Genomic DNA, 21,495 nt, shown 5'->3' on the forward strand with positions numbered 1-21,495 from the left:
TTTGATTACGAATTTTCTCAAACCCACGATTCATGCGAGTTCAAAGATTATAGTCTGGGAGTTGTCATCATCATAAACAAGGGTGCAGGCGTGGAGGCACAAGCCCCGAAGGGACAGGTGAGAAACTTGCGGTAATTCGGTTTCGTGTTTAGGACAGGGGTCACAAGCGGGACGCTTGCGCCAGTTTTGAAGAGTTTTTAAATAAAAAAAGTCCCTCCTTGTCACGACACGTATTTTGTGTCGGGATAGGGTGGATTTAGGGTGGGTCCGAAACTAAATCTTTAGCACAAAATTCGACTTGTCAAAATCGGAACCACTGTTCATGCGGACGGCAGCCAGGGATTTGGCCAATACTTTTTTCAGGTCGCTATAATCGGCCGGTTTTGTGATGTAGATATTGGCTCCATGCAGAAACGTCTCTTCGATATCCTTTTCAGACGATGATGTAGAATAGATTGCAATGGAAATATTGCTGCACTTGTCATCACTTCTGATCTCCTTCAAACATTCTATCCCGTTCATATTTGGCATGTTCAGATCCAGGAAGATAATGTGGGGGAATGGATGGTTTTTTTTATTGAGGAAATCTATCAATTGCTGACCATCGTTCACCATATGGACAGTGGTATCTCTATCCATCTCTTTGAAAATCTCTTGAAAAACGAGCCGGTCGCCCTCATCATCATCGGCTAAAAGAATGCGAAGTGGAGATTTTTGGCTTTTCATCTATTCTTAAATGCTCTGTGTTATTTAGTACCAGTAATTTAAAATTAACATATTTAACTGAATTAGTTCGCTAAATTTTTTGGCCGTTCAAAAGTACCGGGAATATTATTCAATTATTGGAGCAATGCTTGTTTTATTGGCAGGTATCGATCTTTAGGTAACCACACTGGTCAACATAGAATTTTATTAATCATTCATAGGAATATAAATATCAAATGTGGTCCCTTTTTTTAATATGCTTTTTACATGAATAGTACCATTGTGATGATTCACAATTTTTTTCACCGTTGCAAGCCCAATACCCGTTCCCGGATATTCATCTTTCCCGTGTAGTTTTTGAAATACCTCAAATATTTTATCGCTGAATTTTTCTTCAAAGCCGATTCCGTTGTCAGAAACTGAAATATGGCTATATTTTTTATCCGGATTCAAACTTTTCGTTTTCAGTTTACTTCCTTTTATAATTCGGCTTTTGATCTTGATATGAGGTTTCACATCTGATTTCGTAAATTTCATTGCATTGCTGATTAGATTGTGCATCAGCTGCCGGAACTGAAAAACAATAATATCTGCCTCACACATTTCACCCACATCAACAGTGGCTTGTGTTGCTTTAATGTTTTCGCTGAGGTTTTCTATAACATCCTCTACAACAGTTTTAAGGTTCACTCTTTTAAATTTTCTCTCAGTAGTATTAAGGCGTGAAAATGAGAGCAGATCATCAATAAGCTTCTGCATTCGTTCTGCAGCATCCTGCATCAGTGAAAAATAGGTTTTCCCCTTGTCAGACAGGTTTTCATTCTCTTTTTCAAGTACCCGGCCTGCAAAGGTCTGTATTTTTCGTAACGGTTCCTGTAAATCGTGACTGGATATATAGGTAAAAGCCTCCAGTTCTTTATTCATATTTATCAATTCGGTGTTCGTTTCCCGCAACTCCTCATTTGCCTTCTTTAACTCGGCCGTCCGTTCATCTATTTTCTCTTCCAGTTCTTTGGTATGCTGCTCCTGGATTTCACGCCTTTTTTCTCTCTCTTTTACCTGTTCGGTTATATCTTCAAGCGACAACAGAATTAAATTTTCTGATTCATCATCTTTCACAACTTCACGTGCATTCAGCAGCAGGTGCAGCTCGCCCATATCGGGAAAGCTATGAATGACCTCATAATCCACAACAACCGGTTTTTCGGTCAGAACTTCTTCTAGCAGCTTTCTCAATTCAGGGAAATCCCACTTCTTGTCGTTCAGATTATAAATCAGGCTCCCAATCGTTTCCTTTTCAGTTACTTCAAACTGTTTGTAAAAGGCTTTGTTTGCCGTTCTGATCCGCAGGTGTTTATCCAGAACCAGCAGCGGCCCGCGAATATTTGCTACAATAGATTCAGAATAATTTCTTTCAGCTTCTAACTGTTCATTTAAACTGCTCATCTCCTGGTTCAGGACAACCAGTTCCTCGTTGGTGCTCTGAAGTTCCTCCTTGCTGGTCTCCAACTCTTCATTCAGACTCTGTAGCTCTTCACTGCCGCTCATCAGCTCTTCGTTGGCGCTCTGAAGCTCTTCAATGGCAACTTCCTGATCTTCAGTGATGTTCCGCATATCCTCTCTTGCGTCAACAAGTTCCTGCTCTAATTGCTCAATGCGACGATCTTTTTTGTTATCCGGTAACTTGTCGGATTCAGTATTATCAGTTTCCGATTTCGTTTTACTGCCCTTTACAGAAGTGTCATGAAACAGCACTAAAAAGTAGGGCTCTATGGTATTTGGCAGCGGGATGGCTTCGATGGTTATCGTATGCAGCTCATCATTTATCTTAACCGGAATATTCTCTTTTTTTACTTGTTCATTTTCTTTCTTTGCTTTAAACAGCACATTCCGAAGTTCAAAAGCCAAACCGTGCGCTGCCAACGCGATCAGGTTATGGCTCGGTTTCCCTGAGGATTGCTCTAAATACGGTCCGGTTTTTCCCCGGTACTGCACAATATCCATCGCCTCATTCACCACTACACCGGCAGGGGTGTACTTTTTGAGCATAATCTCATCTGCCTTGTTTTGAAAATCGGAATCCCTCTTTTCCGGCATTACATTCTCATTTCCCTGGTTAAAATCAAGTTCAGATCTTCGGTTGATTACCTGTACAAACTTACTGGGAACATCTTTCGGTGAATATATTTTTTCACTTTTGGCAACTTCATTAAATAGATCGGGGACCCCGCTTGTTGTTTCCGATTTGCCCAGCAGTATAAATCCGGTGGGGTTTAAAACGTAATGAAACGTAGTGAGTGCTTTTTTCTGCAGATAGGGTTCAAAATAGATCAGCACATTCCGGCAGCTTATCAGGTCCATTTTGCCAAATGGCGGGTCTTTTAAAAAATTATGAACGGCAAATATGCACGTATCCCGGATCTGCCTGTTAATCTGAAATCTTCCATTAGTTTTTGTGAAAAATCTCTTTAGACGCTTCTCAGACAGACCGGCTACTTCAGACGCTGAATACGCGCCCAAACGCGCTTTTTCAATTCCGGATTCGCTTAAATCAGATGCAAAAATTTGTACTTTCTTATCTTGATTTGCCGCGGAATGAGTCTCTAAAAGCTCATTAAACAGAATAGCCAGAGTATAAGCCTCCTCACCCGTACTGCACCCCGCCACCCACACCCGAATGGTTTTACCGGCCGGACTATTTTTTATAATCTGTGGGATAACATCTTTAGAAAGCTTTTCGAATATTTTGGGATCGCGAAAGAAAGACGTAACCGGAATCAAAAAATCGCTGTAAAGTGTCTCCTGTTCCTCTCTGTTCTCTCTTAAATAGTCAAGATAGCGGGCTACCTTTTTAATTTTGTTGATCGCCATTCTCCGCAGGATTCTCCTGTGTATTGTGGTCTGTTTGTAGTACATAAAGTCAGCACCTTTCCGAACCCGCAATAAGGTAATAATTTGCCTGTATGCTTCCTCATCGTCCAGTGTTGGGGGGTCTTCCAGGGCGTCCGGATCATTGAGAAAATGGGTGACCTCAAGTAATTTTTCCGGGATTGTATCCGGTGAAAGTATAAAATCAACCACGCCGGCCTGAATGGCGCTTCCGGGCATGCCCGTGTGGTCAGCCGTCTCTAAATCCTGCGCAATGGTGATGCCCCCGTTATCTTTAATGGCTTTTAACCCTTTGGTTCCATCCGATGCCGTACCCGATAGCACCACACCAATGGCATGAGATTCGTAAACTTCAGCCAGTGCTGAAAATAAAAGGTCGATGGGAAGGATTCGCTCAAATTTTTTCTTTGCCGGCCGGGGAGCGAGCCGCAACTTACCATCTGATGTCTCCATCAATTTGTTGCTGGGCATCACGTAGATGTGATTGGGCTTAATTGTGCACGGGTCCGATACTTCCAAAACGGGAATGTCTGTTCCTTTTTGAAGGATTTCGGGCAGCAGGCTCTCGTGGTCGGGATCTAAGTGCTGCACAAACACATACGCCATACCGGAATCTTTTGGTATAGCCTTGATCAATTCTTTAAAAGCAGTTAATCCGCCGGCTGAAGCGCCAATACCCACTACCGGGAAAAGTGTTTCGGTTTTATCTTTCTTATTCTTACCGGCTGACTGTTCTTCTGACGATGCGGCCATTATATTTAATCTGTGGTTAGCATAAAGCTCTCTTTCCCGGGAAGGGCAGTATTTTGATCTGCTATTAATTTAAGCGATTTATAAATCAGCTTTTTTAAATCATTAAATTGAACCGGTTTTCGAATGTAGTAGTGCGCTGCATCTTTATAAACCTGTTTTATCATTTCGTTTTTAGTAGCTGTAGAAAAAATAAACACCGGCAAATCTTCTAAATTGGCGTTCTTTTTTATATCACTTAATGTAGCAAAACCATTCTTACGAGGCATATTCAGATCAAGAAAAAGAGCGTCGGGCATCTTGTTGGTTTTACCGGTGAGCCACGTCATCAGTTCTTCACCATTTTTAAACATTTTGAGCTGAACAGATACCGGCAATTCCTCAATGGCTTCTTTAAACAGAAGGCGATCGTCAGGATCATCCTCAGCAAGAATGATACTTAGTTTGCTTTGGATTGGGGGGTACTCTTTATTCCTTTTCATGATTTGAACCTACTTAAATTTGTGAGTGTTTACAATCTGATTGTTATTTCTGTGAGTGGTTTGAGTGGTTGTAGTTTTGGCCTCCATAAACATTACTTTTACATAAAATAGTCGGATTTGGTAGAATCCCCTCCTTATGAAGGAGGGGCAGGGGTGGTTGGGTTAAATTTCTTCTGTTCAATACCGTGAAAAATGTATCCGACCTATTTATATCACTACTTTTCCCGTCTCAAAAGGCTCTGAGAAAAATTATCTTCCAAAGAAAACCCACCTAAATAAATTGATATTTTTGTCATACTCAACTCTACTTATCCTTCTGACTCACCCCCGACCCCTCTCTATCGCGCCCTGGCGGGACTTGACAGAGAGGGGAGTTTTGAAATCAGTCTATTAATTTAATCATGTTATGAGTGCTAAATGCCGTAATAGACACACCCCTCGAAATTGCACTCTGCCTGCGGCTAACGTGCAATTACCTTTCCCCTCTCAAGCCGCACCTGGTCCCGATTTTTCAGGGAGGGGACTCTCCAATTCACCTTCAAAAAAAAGGCAGAACCCGCTCAATGCGAACCTGCCTTTATAATGAATCTTACTAAATTACAGCGAATTCTATAAGCAGGTTCTCACTTAGTTTTCCGGCTGAACAACGATATTTTCATCTAAAATCACAGCTGTCTGAGCCAACATTCGCCCATTTATAGACGCTCCGGTTGTGAGGGTAATTCCCGTCATAGATAATATAACGCCCTCCACATGAGCATTTGTTCCAACCGTAACTTCGCCGGCTACCTGCCAGAAGACGTTTTGAGCTTGTGCTCCGCCGCTCAGCAGTGATTTCAACATCTGAACTCACTGTAAGATTTTCAGCAATCTGGAAAATCCAGACGTCCTCTGCTCCGCCACTAAGAGTAACACTTGTGGGTACGGTAACGGTATTGCTCCAGGTATAGAGTCCGGGTGAAAGTGTTCTTCCGCCAATATTACCCGTATACAGTTCAACAAAATCCGGTGCCGTTCTGCCTGCAGCATCAGTATAGGCGGTGCCCATATTCTCAACAGCGGTGGTAAGGTTTGATGGGGTAGGGTCTGCCATGTCTGCGGCATAAACTCTTCCGGTTACCTGCGATGACGTTGCATAACCTGTTTCATCCGTCAATGCAAACCCGGTAATAAAACTTCCGGCTGCCGGGCTTATACCCAGGTCTCCGGTTATATCAGAGATTGGATTATTATTGATGGCTGATTTTGCGAGTATTACATAATTACCGGCAAATCCAAGGTCAACAGTTTCCAGGGCTTCGCTATTGCCACCTGTAGTAAAATCCCACTCCGTGTTTTCTGCAATCGATACACCGTTTGTGCCCTTGACTTCAGTTGATAATTTTGCAGTGTAGTTCGTCTGGGCATTCAGTACGTTATCCGGAGTAAACCGGGCTGTAGTTCCTGAATATTCTACCGTACCGGATACAAGTTCTGAATCCTCTTCCAGGGTAAAGGTTGAATTATTAATTGTACCAGCGTTCATAGCCTGATTAAACGTTACTGTTACCGTCTTGTTACGCTCCACATCACTTTCTCCATCAACCGGGCTGGTGGAAAAAATGGTGGGTGCTTCAGGATCTATATCCGGACTGGTACTGTTATCACAACCTATCATAAATCCGGTTAGCAAAACGGATAAGGCTGTCATGGTTAGAAATATATTTTTTAGTTTCATAATGATATTCTTGAACAATCGTATGGTTTTTGTGGTGATATTACCACATCGATAAATTGCAAAACTTTCGCACTGTTATTGTTACAGTTCACCGTATAAGTATTGCATCATTTACTGATTGGAAGTAACCTTAGTTCGATTTTAAAATTCTGATAAAAGATGCTCCCCTCCTTCGTAAGGAGGGGTTGGGAGCTGACATCACCCATATATTTATAAGTTTAGTATTGTAAATTCATCGAAGACAATACACTATAGCGTTTTTTTGTGATGGGAAAATCAGGGTCAACCCATTCACTCATACTTTTTTTAAAAGAGCGAAAGATCTCTCCGGCCTTGATTGGTGGAGGATTAGCATGGTTTGCATCAAAGCGCGGGAGACATCACAATATCGGCTCCCCTGGGAGCAATCGATGTTGTGTAACCGCGCGGGCAAACCAGGCCCGGAAGCAATCACCGCCCGGGTCCCGACACCTCGGGATGATTCCTTTTGGCGGCCCAAAAGGAATAAGGGAAACAGTTTAATCTGTGGATGTACTTTAATTCATTTTTAACGATTCCAAGATTATATGAGTAATGTCAGTGGTTGGGCCCGCCTTCTCCCGTTCCCGAAAACTATCGGGACGGGATACGGAGGACAGGGGTGGTTAGGAACTTTTGTTTATGCAAAAAACAAAATAAGCTGAGTGGTTGCTTTTTTTCAACCACCCCTAAATCCCCTCCTTGAAAAAGGAGGGGACTTTTGGAGCATTTCATTAAAGATTAAGAATCAAACTCAGGTTAGTAGATATTCTATCACCTTAATACAGCTATAAAAAAAGCGGCCCCAATAATTATCAGGGCCGCTCTGGGGGGGATCGGGATAGATTCTGAACAATTTATTTGTTACTGCCTAATCCTTGGGCGGTAGCCTGTAAACGGGGTTCAATGATTCTGTTATCATCCAGCGTAATGTCTGTTTGTGCAAATATGTGGCCATTTAAAGTCGCACCATTTCCCATGGCAATACCTTTTTGAGACAAAATAATACCTTCGAAGTGAGCTGTATTTCCTATAGTCACTTCACCGGCTACCTGCCAAAAAATATGCTCTGCAACGGCTCCGTCGCTAAGCAAAACCTTTACATTACTGTTAACTGTGAGGCCTTCAGGAATTTGAAATATCCATACATCTTCAGCATCGCCTGAAAGTGTAATATCTGTTAATATTTCAACTACACTTTCCCATTTATAAATTCCCGGAGCAAGAACAACAGGAGGTCTTTTAATTTCTATATTCATTCCATCTTCAGAAGAATATTTCCACACAGTTCCAATATGTTCACCCGATCGGGCAATCTTATAATTGATGAAATCAATCGATGTTCGTTCAGCTGCATTGGTATATGCTGTCATCATATCTTGAAGCGCTTCATCAAGGCTGCCTGAATTTATATCAACATCAGATGATGAGAATTCCCCGTTTTCACTCTTTTCCCGGGTCGTGTCATTGCAGGCTGTATTTTTCTCAACGGCCTCGTTATTTAACCCCTCCACCTTATTATTAGCATTGGAATTTTTGGACGCCGTGGCGAAGCCTTTTATACCGGAAACATCAGGTGTGGATTTATCATGAATGGACGAGTGTGCAAGAATAACAAACTCAGCTGCACTACCAAGATCTACTTTTTCAACCGGGCCATTGTTCCCGCCTGTGGTAAAGCTCCACTCCATTCCAATTCCGGCGGAGTACTCTTCTATAGGCTGCTCATCATTAAATTCATCATCCGAATGATCAGAACCTGATTGTTTTATCACAACCATTATATTTGCTGTATAAACGGTTTCGGCCACTAAATTTTTCATTGGCCTAAAAATCCCTCTGTCTCCAAGAAACTCCAATGTACCCGCTGCAGACTCTGATCCGTTCGTTAACGTAAATGTGGAGTTTTGCCTGGCCGTTGAATCCAGTTCTTCACTAAAAAGAACTACAATTATAGTGTTTCTGGGCACATTCATCTCCCCGTCAGCCGGGTTGGTTCTTACCACGGTCGGGTCTAAATGCACAGCTTTCTCCGGAATTGTTATCGATTGGCTTACACTGCCGATCATAAATACAACCATGAAAAGAACCGCAAATGATGCACTAAGATTGAATATTTGATTTCTCATGATTTTACTTTTCTAAATATTAAAGTGACATATATTCACTCATTCAATCTGCGCTTTTTTAGTTCTGCATGTGTTACAACAAACCGGATAGTTTTTAAATATTTCACTGAATTTGTTTTGCAGTTTACTACAAAACAAGTGCTGACTACCATTGTATTTCAATGATTTTTGGATGCTTTTACCAAATTATCTCTCATCAATCTAATTTTACCCAATTCGGCTTTTATTAAACTGTACTGGTTTTTAACCATCTTTTGCTGGCCGGCAGTCAAGTGATCTGATGCATCATCAAATGCATATCTGTATGTTTCCAGAACTTTCTCCTCACCCTGCTCGCACAAGTCCAGAATACTTTTACTATCATTCACTGTCAGTGTAGATTTGACATCGCTCCAGACCCTGAAGAATAGACCCGGCACTTTTGTACCGACTGCTACTTTGCCACCTAATTTTTTAATTTTACTTACCAGGTCACGCCTGCATTTTTTACTGGTTAGCTTGAACTTTGAAAACAGCGTTTTCAAGTCTCTATCTTTCGTATTTTTTCCTGCTGTTTTGTAGCCCTCAATTCTGTCATTGTTGATCATGACAAGTGTGTTTAACAGCTCAATTGTTTTTTCTTTATTCATAGCCTCTCATTTTTACAGTTTTGTTATAAAGCGAATACACACATTTCCCAATGTTTGTTTGTGGGATTAGGTTAGTAAATTATCCCAAAATCACACCGGTGAATGGGAAGGCAGACGAAGTGAGGCGAGAGGTTTTGAAAATCAAAATTGTCCGAAAAAAAATGCCCACACTTTAAGAAAAAGAGTGAGCACTTAACGCTAAAAAGAAGCTGAACCTTATGTCAAACTTGAATTTACTTCAGCTGCCACTTCTTTTGCTTTTTTATTGGCCTTTCTTGCTAATCGTTTAGTCTCATGCTCCATGTTTTCCATTGGATGAGACACTGAGTCAACAAAATCCTCGAATTTATCTGCCAGATAGTCCGAATATTTATGATTCTTTTCTGAAATTTTACGCCTTGTTCTTGATCCTTTCTCGGGCGCAAACAAAATGCCAATTGCAACTCCGGCTGCCGAAGCCAATAAAGTGCCAATAATAATGTTTGTTGTTTTCATATAAATGTAATTTTGGGGTTAACGATTCTGAATAAATCTATTTGTACTAAGCGATTCTCTTGCCCTGTATTACCTGCAGTAAAATTGCTATTACAGCTATAACTAACAGAATGTGAATGATTCCCCCGGTACTGTACCCTACAAATCCGATCAGCCAGGCTATCACTAATACTACGGCAACGATATATAAAAGATTTCCCATGATATTTGATGTTTTAAGTTATGATTAGTTTAATGATGTGGTGGTTTTTGAGAAGAAGTCATTCAATGAGTTACCAAGGTCATCCATGGAACTGCTGAATTTATCTTTAAAGTCATCCCAGTTATCTCTACTGGTATATCTGAAATTATCCATCTTACGCTTCATTTCGCTGTTGGTACGTTCAAGTTTTTCAATTCTAACTTCGTAAGCAGCTTTTATCTCTGCATCTTCATCTTGAATTCTCTCTTTTATATCAGCGATTGTAAGATTGTTTTCCATAATTTTATTTTCAATCTCTTGTCTAAAAATTCCAATGTTGGCTTCAATTTCACTTTGGGCTATCTCTAAATCTCTCTCCGCTTCAATGACGGCTACTTCTGCTAATTCCAGGTCGTTCGATCCCTTGTCACAACCTTGAGTAACAAATACTGAAAGCACGGCGGCAATTATAATTAGTGGTATCTTCATAATTCTTGATCTATTTGATTGATTTTTGTGCTTTTCCTTTCGAGCACACTCTTTTTATTACTGTTCATATTTCATCTTTCATCTCCACAAATTCCGAGACGATTCTGAAACTGAATTCACAACTGAAATATGTATCTATAAAACTTCATGTTTGTTATATCATATATTTAAATACTTATATATATCACTGACCTTTATGAAGTAACGCTTTTGAAAATCAGCTTATAATTAATAAAAGTGCCCACCTCTGTGTAATTGAGCCCATCATATGGGATATGTGTAATGTTTCCCCCTTATATCTGTAAGTAGAATTACTCGTCTGTAAACTATATTTAATTATTCTAATAAATCTAATACACGAATCAATTACAGACTCCCAAGAGTGCCTACACAGCCGTTCAATCGGCTTTCCGCTCAGTAACCCAATTTTTATAAAATTGTTATGAATACATCTAAACTGCTTAAATATTCAAATTCAGCCGGAGCAAGAGATATGAACCTGCATCCGTTTGTAGAATTAGCTAAGCAAATTACAGACTCGCCCTTTTGTGAAATCAACATTACTGATGAAGACTATCAGCAGATTTTAATACACAGTGATGCAGATATAAAAGCGGCTCCACAAGGGGATAGTATCTGCTATGAAACCATACGGAAGAAAGGTGTACACGAAATTGAAAACCTTTTCGATAACAGTATCTACAGAAACCTTCCCCATGTACAAGGAATCCCCCACATACGATACTACTGCGGCGTGAAACTTACTACATCCACCGGAATAGATATTGGCACTATTGCTGTTTTAGACAGCGATCCAAAACGTATTACAACGGAACAAAAATTACAGTTTAAGATACTTGCTCTTTCTGTTGCGATGACGATAGAAAGCGAATTTAATCATCGCAATATTACCGGTGAATTAGATACATTCAAAGACAACCTGGAAAAACTGAATCATGATTTAAGCAGCCCTATCAGGGGGATCATCAGTATGACTGACCTCCTGATTAAAAATCAAAAAGAGATTAAAGTTCAAACCCAGGATATTCAAATTATCAAGAAATCCGCACAATCAATCATCGACATCATGTCAGGTGTTCTTACAACCCTGGATGTGGAAAAAAACAGAGAGGAAATGAAAAAAAATAAACTCCTTTCAAAAGTACTTGATAAGATTGAATCACTCTACAATCCTCTTGCTCTCAATAAAAACATTACCCTTTCTCTTAAATATCAATTAGACAGAGAGGTATGGATACCATACTATTTTCATGTAAAACTACTCCGAATTATCGGAAATTTAGCTTCTAACGCTATTAAGTTCTCACCGAAGAACGTTACCGTTGATATTATTTTTAGTGGTAAAAGTGAAGGAGAGCAGGCCTTACTTAACATAGCCGTTAGAAACACCGGAAAAGTTCTCTCATCAGAGCAAATAACAGCATTTACTAACGGCAATCCCGTTTTGAGGCCTTACAAATTCGGCAGACAAAAAAGCTTTGGAACAGGGCTTCAGCATATCTACGAGATGGTTTCCGAAGAGGGAGGCAACATAGAAATTGAGTCTACAAAAAAAACAGGCACGACATTTACAATAACCTTACCCATACCATCTCATGAAGAAACAAGAGATAGGGAACCTGCTGCTTCTTTTACAAATGGTTTCCCAAAACCGGCTGTTAATGGGAAAAGAGTGTAATTCTGACGGTATAGTAATAATTATTATTAATCGTGAGTTTGGGAGCTAACTGAATTACGTTATACATCCATTGCCTGATGAGTATGGCGTAGTTCAATACAGGAGATTTACAGTTCTTCGAGGTTTTTTTCCCGGTTCTCTTTGATCCTTTTGAAATAGCTTGGAGTAAGGCCCGTAATCTTTTTAAACTGGTTGGATAAATGCCCCACGCTGCTGTAATGCAATTTATATGCGATCTCTGTCAGCGTCAGTTCATCATATAAAAGCAGCTCTTTTGCTTTTTCAATTTTATGAAGAATAATGTACTGTTGAATGGTCATTCCCTTTACTTCCGAAAAGACATTTGAGAGATAGTTATAGCTGTAGCCCAATTTTTCACTGATATAGTCTGAATCATTCACCTTGGGCAGTTCATCCGAATAGTGAATCATCTCAAGAATCAGGCTCTTAATTTTTTCGACCAAAATATTCTTTTTGTCATCGAGCAGTTCCAGCCCCCCTTCATTTAACCGTTCCCTCAGCGCGTCTAACTGTTTATCACTGACTTCACCACGAACTTCAACTACTCCCAGGTCTATAGATATGATATCGATACCGAGATTTTGCAACTCTTCCTTAACAAACATTTTGCATCGCAGACTTACCATATATTTTATATATAACTTCACATAACCTCGCTTTATCCCAAGTTTTCAAAAACAATTAATGTCTTATACCGATTTGAGAAGTGTTTCAGCCATTCAAAATGATAAGTAACGTATCAATAAATTCTCCCATTTAATGATTGGCATTTCGGAAAAGATTCGAGTTAAATGACTTAGACGAAATGCCGGTTACTATAAATAGGCATTTCTTACACCAAGTAACAATAGCTTTAGACTTTTAATAAAACTTCCGTCCATTTCCGGCCGTGTGTCAATGAGTACCCCTAAACTAACGTGAGTTTGATATAACTCTAAAATGAATCGTCAGTTTGAGCGCAGTCCCACCGTATTTCTGGAGGGGGACGAAGTCGAAAACTCATATTTCGTTTCGCGTGCAACAGATGAGCGACTTCATTCCGAGGCAAAATGAACTCTATTGGCTAAGAGATATCGATTCTCCATTATTGGACTTTTGTGAGCTCCCAATAATGATTTTTTTGCGCTCATTTTTCAATTTCTTGAAATAGTTCGGAGGCAGATCAGTGTATTTTTTAAACTGAGCAATCATTTGATCTGTATTTTTGTAGTTAAGGATGTTGGCTATTTCAGACAGGGAGTGCTCTTCGTATAAGAGAAGATCTTTCATCCGCTCAATCTTTTGATTGATAATAAACTGAAGTACCGACATCCCTTTAACATCCGAAAAGACCTTTAAAAGAGATTCATCACTCAATGTAGACCTGTCAGTCAGTATATCTTCGAATTTTACCCTGGGCAACTGTTTCGAATTATGAATCACATCAGTAATTGTATTTATGATCCGGTCAATCAATATGCTATCTCCTCTATCAAGCAAGATCAAACCATGTTTTAACAGATTACTTTTTAATCTATTGTATACTTCATCTGTTGTATCTCCGGAAAACTCTATGGCATCGTGGATCGAAAATCTGTAATTAACTCCAAGTTTATCCAATTCCGATTTGACAATTAACCTATCACGCAGACAAACCATATATTTTATATACAAATTACTAATGCCGATCTCCTTTTCCATAGTATTTTATTTTATTAAAACCATCCTTTTACAGAAAGGATGACCATTCAACAGTACATTATCATTCAATTTATGAATAAATAGGGTGACAGTCTCTCTCATTCTATCACCCTTTACTCTGAAAATAAAAACATTGTTTAAACAACCATCAGTTCAACTTTTCTATATTTATATTTAAGATTGTTGAGTCGTGCTGTGATTTTTTTTGCTGTTAACTCTGTTCTCGTCACATATTCAAGCAGCTCATTCTCTTCCAGGTCCTGATCTGTTATAATATCGGATTCTATAAGATTGAGAACATTCTTAAGTAACTTAGCTTCACCTTCAATATTTCTTCTTATATAAAAATCTTCCGCCTTCCGATATTGAACAATAAATGTTTGAATAAATAATTCATGCTGGATCTCATTTATGAACAGGTCGTAGTCAAGCATATTTTCACGACACTTATCCGGCTCAATAGCTTCCAAGGTAGTCAGTACCTGGTATAAATTATCAATTCGTGCATTCATTCGTTTACTCGCTTTTTTAACTCTCATGCTTAAGGTTACTAAATCATAAAATGATTGCGTTACAATCAACTAATAAAGTCTTACATAAATTACTGATTGAACCTTATTAATGGACGGATATACCGTAAACAGAGTCTCAAACTCACAATCTCAAAAAAAACAGGGACCCTAATATTAACGTCAGTTCGAGATAAAGATGCCTCAAATGATGCAATACGTCACATTGAGCGCAATTTCGAGGGTGCTTTTTACTCGAAATGTGTTTTCGACTCCGTTCCGACCAGAAAAAACGGTCGAAACTGCGCTCAAACTGACGATTATCGATATAATTATATCGAACTCACGTTAACGTGTTTACCTGTTGAGGACGTTTTGAAGAGTGTCCCCCTTAAAAAAGCTACCGTGTGTACACATCTTTAATAATATTGATGAAGGCTTCAATATCTAAATAAAGTATTAAAGCGATTATAGCCTTTTTCATATGAGATTTCGCTTCGCGTTCAAAAAATGAGCTCCATGCGTTCGCTACGCCTGCCTGTGCTAAAGCTTCGGCAGACAGGCTCTCTTAGTCGGGACGACATGGCACTGGGTAAGGCAGCAGCGGGCCTGTCCTTCGTAGCCTCGGCGCAGGCGGGCAGAAAGCTGTATATGGGAAAAAGGGTGAGAGCTGCCCGCTGCCTATTCCCATTTGTAGCCTGTCATTCCGACTGGAAACCCCGACTGCTTTTTTTGTCGGGGTTGCAGTGGAGGAATCCCCAGAAATCCATCTAAAATTTACTTAGGTCATCATCTAAAATAAATTTGTGTACACACGGTAGCTTAAAAAAGGGGGAAACAGAGGGATGTTCGCTATAAAATCGTGAAATTTAATGAACACCCGTCTAAATTTCGTTTCACGTGTCGCTGCCGCTCAGATAGGGGAGACTATTACTTGTTTTTTTATTAATCGAACTCAGGTTAAAAGCTTCGTTAAACCTCTGCGTCCTCAGTTTTCGATGAGTGGCTTGCAGCCCCAGCCGGAATGTGTGGATGTGGATGATATTCTTCCAAACCTTGCCGGTTTATACCATGTTTCTACTCCCTTTCCGAATTTGTCATCTTCAAAGAAGGCAACCCGGTTACAATCAACATTATCCGAAAAGAATCTCCGTGTATCCAAGGCGTCATATTTCATGGAAAAGGTATGGAGTTCATCTTTGAACTCTTCTATAACACCAAAATCATACACGGCCAGCGTAATGGTAGTTTCAATTTCCGATTCAAGCCTGCCATAGGTCTGATCTGCCATAGCCTGTGCTATTTGATTAGATGTGATACCCGGTTCGCTCTCCAGTAAATCCAAACGCTCCGTATCGATATGAGACAGATGCAGATTTTGGGGAGAAGCCAGCAGTGTATTTGAAAACGGCATCAGATTTTCTGCCATTTCAGGTGTCCCGTTATTGCAGGTTGATAGAACCACAAGATCAAATTGTGCCTCACCTTGTACCAAAAACTTTCGAATACCCGCAGAGAATGACCCGGTATTTACCGCAATGTCCGGATTTGTGCGGTGGTAATTTATCCCATCATCGTCGGGTATTTCGTGTCCGAAATAGAGAAAGTAGTTCCGATGGTTTTCTGAACCGGAACGAGTCCGGTACTGATCATAGAGCCGGGCTTCTGTGGTAAGAAAATCTTCACTCTTATCGGAGTGGCGGTATTTTATCCGGCTCGTTAATTTCCCGTTTCTGTAGTGATATAACCGGCTTTTGTTGCGCGGAAACAGACCCAGAAATTTTTTCTCCGGCCGCTGGTAAAAAATAAACAGTTCACCCGATTTCAACTCTTCGGCAACGCTTCGAGCCGTCTCCAGCACCTTGCTGTTTGCCCTCACCGGATCTCCGTCGGCGTCATGATAGAGATAATCGGAATCCGCATGAATGTAGTAAATCACCGAATAATCCAAATTTACCGTCTCGTTAGTTGGGTCCTCACTGAACAGTTCTGAGGTGGAGCTGCACCCTGCCAAAACAACACTCAGGATGAACACCGGCCAGATCAGGATTTTAGAAACCGAACGTGAGTTGAACATGAATCTTACAGGAGTTTAATGTGAGTCCGAACGGATTGATTAAAATTAAAAAGTTTCCTTTTCAGTGTACAACTGAGAAAGGAAACTTTTATCCAGGGGGTATATTGAATTTACATTTTTACAACAGCAGCAGTATGATAAGAATCAAAAGTGCGGTTGTGACACCAATGGTAATTGTGCTGTTTGCCTGCTCCATAAAGTCTTGCGAAAAGTTGGAAAAATCATCCAAATCTTCATCCTGAACTTCATCAAACCCATCTAACCCATTAAGTTCATTCTGCTTTTCTGAAATGTCCTTTTTAAAGGCGCTAAGCAGTTCACTCTCCTCATCAGAGAGATTTGCACGAGATTCGATGCGATCTATGGCATGGATCATTTTGGAAAATGACTCATTCAAAATCACTCTTTTCTCCTCTGCATTATCTGTTTCGTGTACCTGCTGAACCGTTTCGTTGAAATGTTTTTTAAACGTTTCCGTAATGTCTGCCGATTGCGCAACAGCCATCGATTGAAGCGCAAATAGCATAATTATAGAAGTTATTAGAAGTTTAAATATTCTCATCTTGCTGTGGATTATAATTTATGATTGTTAGTTGGAAGCTGTTTATTTGACAAAAAAATGTAGAGTGGAATAAACACTGTCTAAAAATAAATATGTACATACCTGACCAAACCGGTGTTACAAATCTATTAAACAATGTTACATAATTGACATATTCTTGAACACGCCTGTCCAAAAACGATTGACTAAAGTGAAAGAAGTTTACAACCCCGAGTGATATCTGTTTTCTTTCTCGTCCCGACTCTCGGTACTGAGTTCAGCGCGGATTTACGCAGAATATCTACGAGACTCAGCGAATCAAACTGCCCCGATGATCGGGGCGAGAAAATAGATGGGGTTTGTTTTTGATCTACGATATAAATCTTCCAATATGAACAGAAACGAAGATTTTTAATTTATTCTAAAAGCTTTTGGACAGGTGTGATTCGTGTAAGATCACCCCATGGTAGAAGACAAGACTGGAAGCCGGATGAACAAAAAATTCAATCCTCAGTTTTGAGATAAGTTTTCAATACCAAAATAGCGTAGAAGAAAATCACCTACTGCACACTCTCAAAATTTTGCTCTCTTTTCTCTTTCAGCTCTTTAAAATAAGTAGGGGTCAAACCGGTCACTTTTTTGAACTGATTAGAAAGGTGTGCTACACTGCTGTATTGCAACTGCCAGGCTATTTCTGTGAGAGTAAGTTCATCATATAGCAGCAGCTCCTTTACCCTTTCAATTTTATGCTGAATGATGTAATTCTGTATGGTAGTTCCTTTCACTTCCGAGAACGTGTTAGAAAGGTAGTTATAGTCGTAGCCCAATTTTTCACTGATGTAATTTGAATCATTTACTATGGGGCTTTCATTTTTATTCTGCACCATTTCTATAATTACACTCTTGATCTTTTCCACCAGGACATTCTTTTTATCGTCAAGAAGTTCCAGACCGGAATTTTTCAGATTAGCGCTGAGCGCTTCCCTCTGCTTTGCAGTAATATCCCCTTTAATTTCAACCACTCCGAGATCAACCGATATAAAATCAATACCCAGTTTTTTCAACTCATCCTTTACAAACATTTTACATCTCAAGCTAACCATATATTTAATATACAGTTTCATGATAGATCCCTTTTATTTATACCCATAGCCGAAGATATTATCAATTTATGTGACATGTGCTACACTTAAGTCACTAATCATTACATATATCACAGGTCAAAAAAACGGCAGGACGTGATTTACGTCCTGCCATAATTATACTATTAATATTTACCGGGCCAATTCGATAAGTCAGTTCACTACAGTAATCACTGTTTGAGTATCTGCGGGCGTTTCTGCGACCACGGCAAACCGTGATGTAGCGGTTGGAACAAAGTCTCGATAACCTGACTCAACTATTCCGAGAATTTTATCAACTTTTTCCCGGCTGAATAACGGTTCACCATTCTCGTGCATTGACGATGGTAAATCTTCATTACTAATCGTATTAAGATCAAATACCGGATTACCCCGAAGTGACCAGATCACAATTTGAACTTCTTTGAAGGTGATATCCGGGTCATCTCGTTTAATATCATCAATGATATTGAACAGATAATTGAGAGATCTCCAGCCTTTTACATTATAGGTCGAATAGAGGCTGATATTGGAATAGGCCTCTCCATTTGAACTGATCGGCATTGTCCAGTCAATACACCATCCCTCTTGTTTTCCGTTTTGGATAATGTCATTCGAATTTATGTTCGAAAAATTAATCTCAAAGAAAGCTTTCGCACTTTTCCGAAGTGAAATTTCACTGTTTTCGGCTCCTTTAATAAGTACCACATCTTCAACCGGCTCTAACGAATCGGTAAGATTGTCACTTGTGGGAGATTCTGCACAAGATGACACAAATAACATGGCACCCAACGTAATTATTAATAATTTGTTCATAGTCATCAATATTAGTTTCTGTATTCTCACAGAATAGTTGTGAGTTTTTCCTCACATAAAAAGATATTAACACATGAACCGAAATGAGTTACATGTATGACCTTCATACATTACATATTTTACTGTTACTTGTGGATCGTATATTTCACTAAAAAGTTTGACCGGATATTGCCACCAATTTTATAGCTTCCCTTCTTACACCCATTAGTTACCGGTTGGCAATCAAGCCTTTTTGATCCATTCTGCCATATTCGTTAGTGGGTTGGAGCTAAAACCGATTAAAACCTGTGATATGTGTAAAATTTCACAAGTAATATATATCTCATATTGACTTGAATATGCTCACTTTAATTATGGAGGGCATCATCGATGCTATAACAATGAATAATCAGGAGCATAAATGAATAAAACATTAGGTGGAATATTAAGCGTTGCCGGGGTGATAGGTATTTTATTTTTCGGATATCAATACCTGGCCGATTCTGAATCTTTTTCAATACTTGGAGCTGATGTAGCCGTGAGTTCGGGAGACTATGTCCCAATACTTATTTCTGTAGTCGTACTTGTGGTAGGTCTTTTTATCTCTCGATCAAAGTGAGAACAAAACCGGGCAAGCGCCAATAAAAATATACATTAATGACAATTTGAGTTTTCAGGCCTGCCCAATAATCTATAATCCTTAATCAATCCATTTGGGAAATTAAGGATGTTATAAACATTAACTTGTTGAATGAGGAGTGAAAGATGATCAGGTCCTATTATTCGAAATTTATTATGGCCGTTATTATTGGCCTTTTGGTCTCTGCCTGCAGTATTCAGAGGAGTGCCATTTCAGGAGACAAGCGGGCATACGGCTATAGTTGGCAACAGGAAAAACAGATTGGTCAGGAAGCCGATCAGCAGATTCAGCAGCAATACGGTTTATATGATAGTGATGAACTGCAAAAATATGTGGATAAAATCGGCCAGGAGATGCTGGCCGTCAGCCACATGCAGCGCGATGACACTCCGGAGGGATACAAGGATACCGAGTTTTTCTTTCGCGTTTTAGACAGCCCGGTCGTTAATGCATTTGCACTGCCCGGCGGATATATTTATGTAACCAGGGGATTGCTATCTCACCTTGATAATGAAGCACAGCTCGCCGTAGTGCTTGGGCATGAAATTGGTCATGTGGCTGCCCGCCACGCCTCCCAGCGAGCTTTTGAACAACAAATGGGCCAGATTGCCCTGATGGGCGGGGCTATAGCCGGTCAACATTTCCTGGGAATTCCCGGTGGTGACATTCTGGGTTTGGGTAGCATGGCTGCACAAATGTTATTTATGAGCTATGGCAGAGATGATGAAAGGGAGTCAGATCAGCTCGGAGTGGAATATGCTTCAATGCAAAATTATAAATCGGCTGAAGGTGCACAATTTTTCATTTCTTTGAAACGCATGTCGGATCAATCCGGGCAAAGTTTACCGGCCTGGCAATCAACACACCCCGATCCGGCTGAAAGGGCCACATCTATTCCTCAGCTTGCGGAAGAGTGGAGAGGAAAGGGGTATGAGCAAACAGTTGTGAATACTGATGAGTATATGGGCATGGTTAATAACTTGATCTATGGTGAAAATCCACGTGAAGGTTTAACACGAAACGGCATGTTCTATCACCCGGAATTGGCATTTCAATTTTCTATTCCCGAAGGCTGGCAGGTAATAAACCAGCGGTCGCTTGTTGCCGTAGTTAATAGCGATCAAAATGCGGTTTCAATTATGACGCTGGATAACGAGTCGGCGGGAGCAGAGGCCTCGGTTAACGTATTTTTAAATCAAGAAGGTATTACCACTACAGGAAAATCAAGTGCTTCGAGTGGCGGGCTACGCGCATTCCAGGCAGAAGCTACCGGACAAACCCAGGATGGAACTCAACTTAAATTCTACCTCTACTCTTTAGAGTATGATGGAATGATTTATCGGTTTGTGAACTACACCGGTCTTGACAATTATGAAGCTTATGGACGTCATTTTCAAGAAATTACCAACTCCTTTAGAGAGCTGACGAATTCAAACATCTTGAATATTCAGCCGGTCCGGCTTCGAGTCGTAAAGGCCACCCGTTCAGGCACGTTCCAATCTTTTCTACCCTCAAATCTCGAGAGTCTTGCCATAAACGTTACAGAGGAAGATCTGGCCATTATGAACCAGGTGGAACTGGATGAGCGAATAGAAAAAGGCACTTGGATAAAGATTCCACGTTAATAAATGGACTGAAGAAGAGCATTTAAAATAACTTCATTAAAAAGATGTCAAACCACCGCTCCTAAAGCAGGACCTGCTCCGATAGTCAGCTCCAAAGTAAGAACGTCTGAATAGATAGCGCATGGGTCTTCAACTACAACATTTGGCACACATCAATTGCAGCCTGTTTGCTATCTACCTCAGTTCGATTCTAAAAATTTGAAAAATGAGTCTGAGGCTGCCCAAAAAGGTATATAATGAGTTTCTTAGCTTAAATAATTTAGACATTAAATCCCTCTTTATTTGATAGAGAGGGAAATAGGG

At 40.0% G+C, this 21,495-nt stretch carries 19 protein-coding genes and 1 pseudogene; 3 read left to right on the forward strand and 17 right to left on the reverse strand.

Features of this window, described 5'->3' with window-relative positions:
• Window positions 1-273: 273 nt before the first annotated feature.
• The 10 genes and pseudogenes from U5K35_RS05265 to U5K35_RS05305 all read right to left on the reverse strand — a co-directional run bounded on the left by U5K35_RS05265 (window position 274) and on the right by U5K35_RS05305 (window position 10,484).
• A complete protein-coding gene (locus tag U5K35_RS05265) occupies window positions 274-726 on the reverse strand; it encodes a response regulator (RefSeq protein WP_322570419.1) in 453 nt (150 codons plus the stop codon).
• A gap of 186 nt (window positions 727-912) precedes the next feature.
• Window positions 913-4,347 carry a CheR family methyltransferase gene (locus U5K35_RS05270; protein WP_322570420.1) on the reverse strand — a complete coding sequence of 1,145 codons (3,435 nt, stop codon included), beginning with the start codon at window positions 4,345-4,347 and terminating at the stop codon, window positions 913-915.
• A 5-nt stretch (window positions 4,348-4,352) separates the two neighbouring features.
• Window positions 4,353-4,826 carry a response regulator gene (locus U5K35_RS05275; protein WP_322570421.1) on the reverse strand — a complete coding sequence of 158 codons (474 nt, stop codon included), beginning with the start codon at window positions 4,824-4,826 and terminating at the stop codon, window positions 4,353-4,355.
• A gap of 627 nt (window positions 4,827-5,453) precedes the next feature.
• A complete protein-coding gene (locus U5K35_RS19535; RefSeq protein ID WP_416221582.1) occupies window positions 5,454-5,669 on the reverse strand; it encodes an ice-binding family protein in 216 nt (71 codons plus the stop codon).
• Window positions 5,670-5,715: 46 nt separating this feature from the next.
• A pseudogene (locus U5K35_RS05280) lies at window positions 5,716-6,543 on the reverse strand (ice-binding family protein); the annotation flags it as partial.
• A gap of 875 nt (window positions 6,544-7,418) precedes the next feature.
• A complete protein-coding gene (locus U5K35_RS05285; RefSeq protein WP_322570423.1) occupies window positions 7,419-8,690 on the reverse strand; it encodes an ice-binding family protein in 1,272 nt (423 codons plus the stop codon).
• Between the two features lie 158 nt (window positions 8,691-8,848).
• Window positions 8,849-9,319 carry a PA2169 family four-helix-bundle protein gene (locus U5K35_RS05290; protein WP_322570424.1) on the reverse strand — a complete coding sequence of 157 codons (471 nt, stop codon included), beginning with the start codon at window positions 9,317-9,319 and terminating at the stop codon, window positions 8,849-8,851.
• A gap of 216 nt (window positions 9,320-9,535) precedes the next feature.
• Window positions 9,536-9,814 (reverse strand): YtxH domain-containing protein, encoded by a 279-nt coding sequence (locus U5K35_RS05295; protein WP_322570425.1) that lies wholly within the window; start codon window positions 9,812-9,814, stop codon window positions 9,536-9,538.
• Between the two features lie 46 nt (window positions 9,815-9,860).
• Window positions 9,861-10,016, reverse strand: coding sequence for a lmo0937 family membrane protein (locus U5K35_RS05300; protein ID WP_322570426.1), 156 nt, complete (start codon window positions 10,014-10,016; stop codon window positions 9,861-9,863).
• A 24-nt stretch (window positions 10,017-10,040) separates the two neighbouring features.
• Complete coding sequence (locus U5K35_RS05305; RefSeq protein WP_322570427.1) at window positions 10,041-10,484, reverse strand: hypothetical protein; 444 nt, start codon at window positions 10,482-10,484, stop codon at window positions 10,041-10,043.
• 442 nt (window positions 10,485-10,926) lie between these two features.
• Here U5K35_RS05305 and U5K35_RS05310 point away from each other — a divergent pair, with 442 nt between their 5' ends.
• Window positions 10,927-12,183, forward strand: coding sequence for a GAF domain-containing sensor histidine kinase (locus U5K35_RS05310; protein ID WP_322570428.1), 1,257 nt, complete (start codon window positions 10,927-10,929; stop codon window positions 12,181-12,183).
• 107 nt (window positions 12,184-12,290) lie between these two features.
• On the opposite strand, the gene U5K35_RS05315 is transcribed toward U5K35_RS05310, so the two are convergent.
• From U5K35_RS05315 to U5K35_RS05345, 7 genes are all read right to left on the reverse strand, one after another.
• Entirely contained in the window at window positions 12,291-12,851 is a 561-nt protein-coding gene (locus U5K35_RS05315) for an AraC family transcriptional regulator (protein WP_322570429.1), read from the reverse strand.
• Between the two features lie 409 nt (window positions 12,852-13,260).
• Window positions 13,261-13,803 (reverse strand): AraC family transcriptional regulator, encoded by a 543-nt coding sequence (locus tag U5K35_RS05320; protein WP_322570430.1) that lies wholly within the window; start codon window positions 13,801-13,803, stop codon window positions 13,261-13,263.
• A 218-nt stretch (window positions 13,804-14,021) separates the two neighbouring features.
• Complete coding sequence (locus U5K35_RS05325; protein ID WP_322570431.1) at window positions 14,022-14,423, reverse strand: hypothetical protein; 402 nt, start codon at window positions 14,421-14,423, stop codon at window positions 14,022-14,024.
• A 958-nt stretch (window positions 14,424-15,381) separates the two neighbouring features.
• Window positions 15,382-16,470 carry a hypothetical protein gene (locus U5K35_RS05330; RefSeq protein WP_322570432.1) on the reverse strand — a complete coding sequence of 363 codons (1,089 nt, stop codon included), beginning with the start codon at window positions 16,468-16,470 and terminating at the stop codon, window positions 15,382-15,384.
• Between the two features lie 118 nt (window positions 16,471-16,588).
• Window positions 16,589-17,032, reverse strand: a complete 444-nt coding sequence (locus tag U5K35_RS05335) for a hypothetical protein (protein WP_322570433.1) — start codon at window positions 17,030-17,032, stop codon at window positions 16,589-16,591.
• 539 nt (window positions 17,033-17,571) lie between these two features.
• A complete protein-coding gene (locus tag U5K35_RS05340; protein WP_322570434.1) occupies window positions 17,572-18,135 on the reverse strand; it encodes a helix-turn-helix domain-containing protein in 564 nt (187 codons plus the stop codon).
• Between the two features lie 171 nt (window positions 18,136-18,306).
• The gene (locus tag U5K35_RS05345) at window positions 18,307-18,948 is read right to left on the reverse strand and encodes a hypothetical protein (RefSeq protein WP_322570435.1); all 642 of its coding nucleotides are present in this window, start codon (window positions 18,946-18,948) and stop codon (window positions 18,307-18,309) included.
• 400 nt (window positions 18,949-19,348) lie between these two features.
• Between U5K35_RS05345 and U5K35_RS05350 the strand changes: the two genes are divergently transcribed.
• Both U5K35_RS05350 and U5K35_RS05355 read left to right on the forward strand, forming a co-directional pair.
• On the forward strand, window positions 19,349-19,546 hold the full coding sequence (locus U5K35_RS05350) for a hypothetical protein (protein WP_322570436.1): 198 nt from the start codon (window positions 19,349-19,351) through the stop codon (window positions 19,544-19,546).
• 176 nt (window positions 19,547-19,722) lie between these two features.
• Window positions 19,723-21,192, forward strand: coding sequence for a M48 family metalloprotease (locus U5K35_RS05355; protein ID WP_322570437.1), 1,470 nt, complete (start codon window positions 19,723-19,725; stop codon window positions 21,190-21,192).
• Window positions 21,193-21,495: the final 303 nt, after the last annotated feature.

The sequence above is a fragment of the Rhodohalobacter sp. genome, assembly GCF_034521535.1.
In the GTDB taxonomy this organism is placed as follows: domain Bacteria; phylum Bacteroidota; class Rhodothermia; order Balneolales; family Balneolaceae; genus Rhodohalobacter.

Bases quoted from the DNA above. Each gene is read 5' to 3' on its own strand.
- U5K35_RS19535 (WP_416221582.1), bottom strand. From the start codon at position 5,669: ATGTTGAAATCACTGCTGAGCGGCGGAGCACAAGCTCAAAACGTCTTC.
- U5K35_RS05300 (WP_322570426.1), bottom strand. From the start codon at position 10,016: ATGGGAAATCTTTTATATATCGTTGCCGTAGTATTAGTGATAGCCTGG.
- U5K35_RS05295 (WP_322570425.1), bottom strand. From the start codon at position 9,814: ATGAAAACAACAAACATTATTATTGGCACTTTATTGGCTTCGGCAGCC.
- U5K35_RS05310 (WP_322570428.1), top strand. From the start codon at position 10,927: ATGAATACATCTAAACTGCTTAAATATTCAAATTCAGCCGGAGCAAGA.
- U5K35_RS05350 (WP_322570436.1), top strand. From the start codon at position 19,349: ATGAATAAAACATTAGGTGGAATATTAAGCGTTGCCGGGGTGATAGGT.
- U5K35_RS05335 (WP_322570433.1), bottom strand. From the start codon at position 17,032: ATGAGAATATTTAAACTTCTAATAACTTCTATAATTATGCTATTTGCG.
- U5K35_RS05355 (WP_322570437.1), top strand. From the start codon at position 19,723: ATGGCCGTTATTATTGGCCTTTTGGTCTCTGCCTGCAGTATTCAGAGG.
- U5K35_RS05265 (WP_322570419.1), bottom strand. From the start codon at position 726: ATGAAAAGCCAAAAATCTCCACTTCGCATTCTTTTAGCCGATGATGAT.
- U5K35_RS05340 (WP_322570434.1), bottom strand. From the start codon at position 18,135: ATGAAACTGTATATTAAATATATGGTTAGCTTGAGATGTAAAATGTTT.
- U5K35_RS05285 (WP_322570423.1), bottom strand. From the start codon at position 8,690: ATGAGAAATCAAATATTCAATCTTAGTGCATCATTTGCGGTTCTTTTC.
- U5K35_RS05290 (WP_322570424.1), bottom strand. From the start codon at position 9,319: ATGAATAAAGAAAAAACAATTGAGCTGTTAAACACACTTGTCATGATC.
- U5K35_RS05270 (WP_322570420.1), bottom strand. From the start codon at position 4,347: ATGGCCGCATCGTCAGAAGAACAGTCAGCCGGTAAGAATAAGAAAGAT.
- U5K35_RS05325 (WP_322570431.1), bottom strand. From the start codon at position 14,423: ATGAGAGTTAAAAAAGCGAGTAAACGAATGAATGCACGAATTGATAAT.
- U5K35_RS05275 (WP_322570421.1), bottom strand. From the start codon at position 4,826: ATGAAAAGGAATAAAGAGTACCCCCCAATCCAAAGCAAACTAAGTATC.
- U5K35_RS05330 (WP_322570432.1), bottom strand. From the start codon at position 16,470: ATGTTCAACTCACGTTCGGTTTCTAAAATCCTGATCTGGCCGGTGTTC.
- U5K35_RS05305 (WP_322570427.1), bottom strand. From the start codon at position 10,484: ATGAAGATACCACTAATTATAATTGCCGCCGTGCTTTCAGTATTTGTT.
- U5K35_RS05345 (WP_322570435.1), bottom strand. From the start codon at position 18,948: ATGAACAAATTATTAATAATTACGTTGGGTGCCATGTTATTTGTGTCA.